The 5,483-nt window shown below is 72.4% G+C and carries 7 protein-coding genes; all 7 read left to right on the forward strand.

Features of this window, described 5'->3' with window-relative positions; translation table 11 throughout:
* The first annotated feature begins 182 nt into the window (after positions 1 to 182).
* Complete coding sequence (locus AB0Q96_RS39015; protein ID WP_365334128.1) at positions 183 to 1,160, forward strand: dihydroorotate dehydrogenase electron transfer subunit; 978 nt, start codon at positions 183 to 185, stop codon at positions 1,158 to 1,160.
* Positions 1,157 to 2,116: a dihydroorotate dehydrogenase gene (locus AB0Q96_RS39020; protein WP_365334130.1), complete on the forward strand. Its 960-nt coding sequence runs from the start codon at positions 1,157 to 1,159 to the stop codon at positions 2,114 to 2,116. Before AB0Q96_RS39015 ends, AB0Q96_RS39020 begins: the two co-directional genes overlap by 4 nt.
* A 310-nt stretch (positions 2,117 to 2,426) precedes the next feature.
* Positions 2,427 to 2,750, forward strand: a complete 324-nt coding sequence (locus tag AB0Q96_RS39025; RefSeq protein WP_030693098.1) for an integration host factor — start codon at positions 2,427 to 2,429, stop codon at positions 2,748 to 2,750.
* Positions 2,751 to 2,823: 73 nt separating this feature from the next.
* Entirely contained in the window at positions 2,824 to 3,387 is a 564-nt protein-coding gene (gmk, locus tag AB0Q96_RS39030; RefSeq protein ID WP_365334132.1) for a guanylate kinase, read from the forward strand.
* Positions 3,388 to 3,415: 28 nt separating this feature from the next.
* A complete protein-coding gene (gene rpoZ, locus AB0Q96_RS39035; protein ID WP_046907460.1) occupies positions 3,416 to 3,688 on the forward strand; it encodes a DNA-directed RNA polymerase subunit omega in 273 nt (90 codons plus the stop codon).
* 107 nt (positions 3,689 to 3,795) lie between these two features.
* Positions 3,796 to 5,010, forward strand: a complete 1,215-nt coding sequence (gene coaBC / locus AB0Q96_RS39040; RefSeq protein ID WP_365334134.1) for a bifunctional phosphopantothenoylcysteine decarboxylase/phosphopantothenate--cysteine ligase CoaBC — start codon at positions 3,796 to 3,798, stop codon at positions 5,008 to 5,010.
* A gap of 339 nt (positions 5,011 to 5,349) precedes the next feature.
* Positions 5,350 to 5,483, forward strand: a 134-nt coding sequence (locus AB0Q96_RS39045; protein WP_365334136.1) for an S-adenosylmethionine synthetase N-terminal domain-containing protein, incomplete at its 3' end; no start/stop codon positions are given.

A 5,483-nucleotide genomic window follows, 5' to 3' on the forward strand; every position in this document is an offset into this window, starting at 1 on the left:
GCGGGGGCGGCCCCTTCCCTATCCGCCCCGCCCACGGGTCTTCGGCACAGTCGCCCGCCTCGCGCGAACGGCCGAAGTGCCCTGCGGGGACGGGGCGTTCGACTCTGGCCGGGCCCGCCGAGCGCGGGCAGTTTGGAGGGCGGACGCGCCCGTCCGGGGCGCTGACCAGGATCGGAGCGGTTGTGGCGCGGCCCGTACAGACTCCCGCCGGCATACTCGGCATCGAACCGGCCGGGGCCTACCACCGGCTGCTGCTACGCGCCCCCGGCGTCGCCGAGGCCGTCCGGCCCGGCCACTTCGCCACGCTGGCCATCGGGGGCCGTGACTCCGCCACGCCGCTGCGCCGCGCGTTCTCCATCCACCGCGCCGACCCGGCCGCCGACACGATCGAGCTGATCTTCGCCGAGCACGGCAGGGGCACCCGCGCGCTCGCCCGGCACCGCCCCGGCGACACCGTCGACCTGGTGGCGCCGCTCGGCACCCCCTTCCCCCTCGCCGACACCCCCGAGACGGCCGTGCTGGTCGCGGGCGGCTACGGGAGCGCGCCGATGTTCTCGCTCGCCGAGGCGATCCTCGCGCGCGGCGGCCGGGTCGGCCTCGTCCTGGGCGCCGCCACCGCCGACCGGCTCTTCGGTGTGGCCGCCGCCCGCGCCCTGACCCCGCACGTCGCGGTGGTCACCGACGACGGCTCGTACGGGGCGCGGGGCCGGGTCACCGACCCGCTCGCCGCCATGATCCGGGCCGTCGGCGCGACCGTCGTGCACTCCTGCGGGCCGATGCCGATGCTGCGTGCCGTGACCGAGGTCGCCGTCGCCGAGGGCGCCCGCAGCCACACCGCCGTCGAGGAGGCGATGGCCTGCGGCTTCGGCGTCTGCATGACCTGCGTGCTGCCGGTGGCCGGCCCGGACGGGGCCACCCGCCTGGTCCGCTCCTGCACCGAGGGCCCCGTCTTCGACGGCACGACCGTGCGCTGGCCGGAGCCGGGCGGGCCGGAACCGGGCGGGACGGGGCCGGGACCCGACTCCGTGTCCGGCTCCGCGCCGAGAACCACGCCGGGATCCCCGTCGGCCCCGCCCGTCACATCTCTCTCGTCCGCCTCGTCCGCCTCGTCCGTCCCGTCCGCCCCGTCCGGGGAACCCCGGGAAGGAGCCCGCTCATGACCCCCCTCGATCCCGCCGGTGTCGACATGTCGGCCGTACTGGGTGGCTCCGTCACCCTCCCCAACCCCGTCGGCACCGCCTCCGGCTGTGCGGGATACGGCCGTGAGCTCGCCGCCTTCGTCCCGCCGGCCGAGCTCGGCACCCTCACCACCAAGACCGTCATGGCGCGGCCCCGTGAGGGCCGCCCCACCCCGCGCATGGCGGAGACGCCCAGCGGCATGCTCAACTCCATCGGCCTCCAGGGTGCCGGGATCGACCATCTCGTGACCCGCGAGCTGCCCTGGCTCGCCGAGCGGGGGGCGCGTGTGATGGTGTCGGTGGCGGGGGAGCGGCCCGAGGAGTTCGCCGAGGCGGCGGCCCGGCTCACCGGGCGGCCCGGGGTGGTCGGCGTGGAGGTCAACATCTCCTGCCCCAACGTCGCCAACCGCGGTCTGGTCTTCGCGGCCGACCCGAGGTCCGCCCATGACGTGGTGGCCGCGGTACGGGCGGCCACCGACCCGGCCCTGCCGGTCTACGCCAAGCTCACGCCGGACGTGACCTCGATCGTCGACATCGCGGCGGCCTGCGTCGAGGCGGGCGCCGACGGACTGTCGATGATCAACACGCTGCTCGGCATGCGGATGGACCCGGACACCCTCCGGCCCGCCCTCGCCGGTGTCACCGGCGGCCTGTCCGGGCCGGCCGTCCGCCCGGTCGCGGTGCGCTGCGTCCACCAGGTGTACGCGGCGATGCGGGACGGCCGCCTCCGGGCCGTGCCGATCATCGGCATGGGCGGGATCACCTCGGGCGCGGACGCCCTGGAGTTCGCCGCGGCGGGCGCCTCGGGCGTCGCGGTCGGCACCGCGATCTTCAACAACCCGTCGGCGCCGCTCGACGTGCTGCGCGAACTGCGTGCGGAGCTCGCCCGGCGGGGATTCGCCGCGTTCAGGGACGTGGTGGGGTACGCCCACCGGTGATCGCGCGCCGATCGGAAGCCGGTCCGGAGCCGATCGGCCGGTGCTCCCTGTACGAATCCCGGACGCCGGTCGAGGAGTCCTTGGCGGAATCCTTACCGAAATCCGGGGTGATTTGTCCTAAAAGACCGATCCGATGGATGCTGACCTGGAGTTTTCGTCTGTTCTCGCTGACTGGAGCGGCCCTGGCCGCTAGTCTCCGGGGCAGAGTCGGCGTTCGACGTACTCGCGTCGGTCGCTGCTCCACTGGTGTGCGGCGTACAGCTTCCCACCGGTCCGTATCCGACAGTTCGACATCCGAGGTGACGTAGGCGTGGCTCTTCCGCCCCTTACCCCTGAACAGCGCGCAGCCGCGCTCGAGAAGGCCGCCGCGGCTCGCCGGGAGCGGGCCGAGGTCAAGAATCGACTCAAGCACTCCGGCGCCTCCCTCCACGAGGTCATCAAGTCGGGCCAGGAGAACGACGTCATCGGCAAGATGAAGGTCTCCGCCCTGCTCGAGTCCCTCCCGGGCGTGGGCAAGGTCCGCGCCAAGCAGATCATGGAGCGCCTGGGCATCTCCGAGAGCCGCCGGGTCCGCGGCCTCGGCTCCAACCAGATCGCCTCCCTGGAGCGCGAGTTCGGCAGCACCGGCGCCTGACCGGGGGCACGCGCCCCGGGTGTGCCCGGGGCGCGGGTCCCGGGCACACCGGTGAAGCTGGAATAATCGCTGCATGGCAGCAGAGGTACGTCCGCGGCTGACCGTGCTCTCCGGCCCCTCAGGGGTGGGCAAGAGCACGGTCGTCGCTCATATGCGCAAGGTCCACCCCGAGGTCTGGCTCTCGGTGTCGGCCACGACACGGAAGCCCCGCCCCGGCGAGAAGCACGGCGTCCACTATTTCTTCGTGACGGACGACGAGTTCGACAAGCTGATCGCCAACGGTGAGCTCCTCGAATGGGCCGAGTTCGCGGGCAACCGCTACGGCACCCCGCGTGGCGCGGTCCTCGACCGCCTGGAGGCCGGTGAGCCGGTCCTCCTGGAGATCGACCTCCAGGGCGCCCGCCAGGTCAAGGAGTCCATGGACGACTCCCAGCTGGTCTTCCTCGCCCCGCCGAGCTGGGACGAGCTGGTCCGCCGGCTCACCGGCCGCGGCACCGAGTCGCCCGAGGTGATCGACCGCCGGCTGGCCGCCGCGAAGGTCGAACTGGCCGCCGAGTCGGAGTTCGACACCACGCTCGTCAACACCTCGGTCGAGGACGTCGCTCGCGAGCTGCTAACGTTGATGAACGTTGTCTGATCTTTTTTCCATCTTCGGAAGGTAGAGCGTGTCCTCTTCCATCACCGCGCCCGAGGGCATCATCAACCCGCCGATCGACGAGTTGCTTGAGGCGACGGACTCCAAGTACAGCCTCGTGATCTACGCGGCCAAGCGTGCGCGCCAGATCAACGCCTACTACTCGCAGCTGGGCGAGGGCCTGCTCGAGTACGTCGGTCCGCTCGTCGACACCCACGTCCACGAGAAGCCGCTCTCGATCGCGCTGCGCGAGATCAACGCGGGCCTGCTGACCTCCGAGAAGATCGCGGACCCGGCGCAGTAGAGCACCCCACGTTGTCATGTTTGTCACCACAGGCCCGGCGGAACACCCGCCGGGCCTGTGGTGTCTCATGGAGTCGTAAGCATCCGAGCGCGGGAGCAGGGGAAGTCGTGGCCAAGCCGAAGGTCGTCCTGGGCGTGAGCGGCGGAATCGCCGCGTACAAGGCGTGCGAGCTGCTGCGGCGGCTGACCGAGTCCGGACACGACGTCCGCGTCGTGCCCACCGACTCCGCCCTGCACTTCGTCGGCGCCGCCACCTGGTCCGCGCTCTCCGGCCACCCGGTCTCCACCGAGGTGTGGGAGTCCGTCCACGAGGTCCCGCACGTCCGCATCGGCCAGGGCGCCGACCTGGTCGTGGTCGCCCCGGCCACCGCCGACCTGCTGGCCAAGGCCGCCCACGGCCTCGCCGACGACCTGCTCACCAACACGCTGCTCACCGCGCGCTGCCCGGTCGTCTTCGCCCCGGCCATGCACACCGAGATGTGGGAGCACCCCGCCACCCAGGAGAACGTGGCGACGCTGCGCCGCCGCGGCGCCGTCGTCATCGAGCCCGCCGTCGGCCGGCTCACCGGTGTCGACACCGGCAAGGGCCGCCTCCCCGACCCCGGCGAGATCTTCGAGATCTGCCGCGGCGTGCTGGCCCGCGGGGTCACCGCCCCCGACCTGGCCGGCCGCCACGTCGTGGTCAGCGCGGGCGGCACCCGGGAGCCCCTGGACCCGGTCCGCTACCTGGGCAACCGCTCCTCCGGCAAGCAGGGCTACGCCCTCGCCAAGGCCGCCGCCGGGCGGGGCGCCCGGGTCACCCTGGTGGCGGCCAACGCCGGCCTGCCCGACCCGGCCGGCGTCGACGTCGTGCACGTCGGCACGGCCGTCCAGCTGCGCGAGGCGGTCCTCAAGGCCGTCGCCGACGCCGACGCGGTGGTGATGGCGGCCGCGGTCGCCGACTTCCGGCCCGCCGCCTACGCCACCGGCAAGATCAAGAAGACGGACGACGGCGGCGCCCCCACCATCGAGCTGGTCCGCAACCCCGACATCCTCGCCGAGCTCGCCGCCGAGCGCGCCCTGCCCGGCCAGGTCGTCGTCGGCTTCGCCGCCGAGACGGACGACGTGCTCGCCAACGGGCGCGCGAAGCTGCGCCGCAAGGGCTGCGACCTCCTCGTCGTCAACGAGGTGGGGGAGCGCAAGACCTTCGGCTCCGAGGAGAACGAGGCCGTGGTCCTCGCCGCCGACGGCACCGAGACCCCCGTCCCGTACGGCCCGAAGGAGGCGCTCGCGGAGACGGTCTGGGACCTGGTGCTCCCGCGCCTGCGCGCACAGCGGCCCTGACCTGCCACGACCGCTCCCGGCGTCCCGTGTCTCCGCCATCTTCGGCACCGTCCTGACACAGTCGGGTGTGACATGGGTGGCAGATGTGACGCGGCGGAGTCCCCGTCAAGAGAACTGACCGTCCGGTTTTCGTCGTCACGGGGGAGGTAAAACGACGAAAACCGGACAATCTGCCCCTCGGGGCGGGTGATTTCCGCTCCCCTCCGCGAATCACGTGCCGGGAGTCCTGGCCAGATACCCGATCGTGACCGATAGACTGTTCTCGGAACGTCGCGGGGCGCAGCCCCCTGCCGGTCCGCATACGAGTAGCCAGCAGCCGCTGCAACCCCAGGGAGCGTTGTGTCCCGTCGTCTGTTCACCTCGGAGTCCGTCACCGAGGGTCACCCCGACAAGATCGCTGACCAGATCAGTGACACCATCCTCGACGCGCTGCTCAAGGAGGACCCCACCTCCCGCGTCGCCGTCGAGACCCT

It is taken from the genome of Streptomyces sp. NPDC093111 (genome assembly GCF_040683955.1).
Lineage (GTDB): Bacteria > Actinomycetota > Actinomycetes > Streptomycetales > Streptomycetaceae > Streptomyces.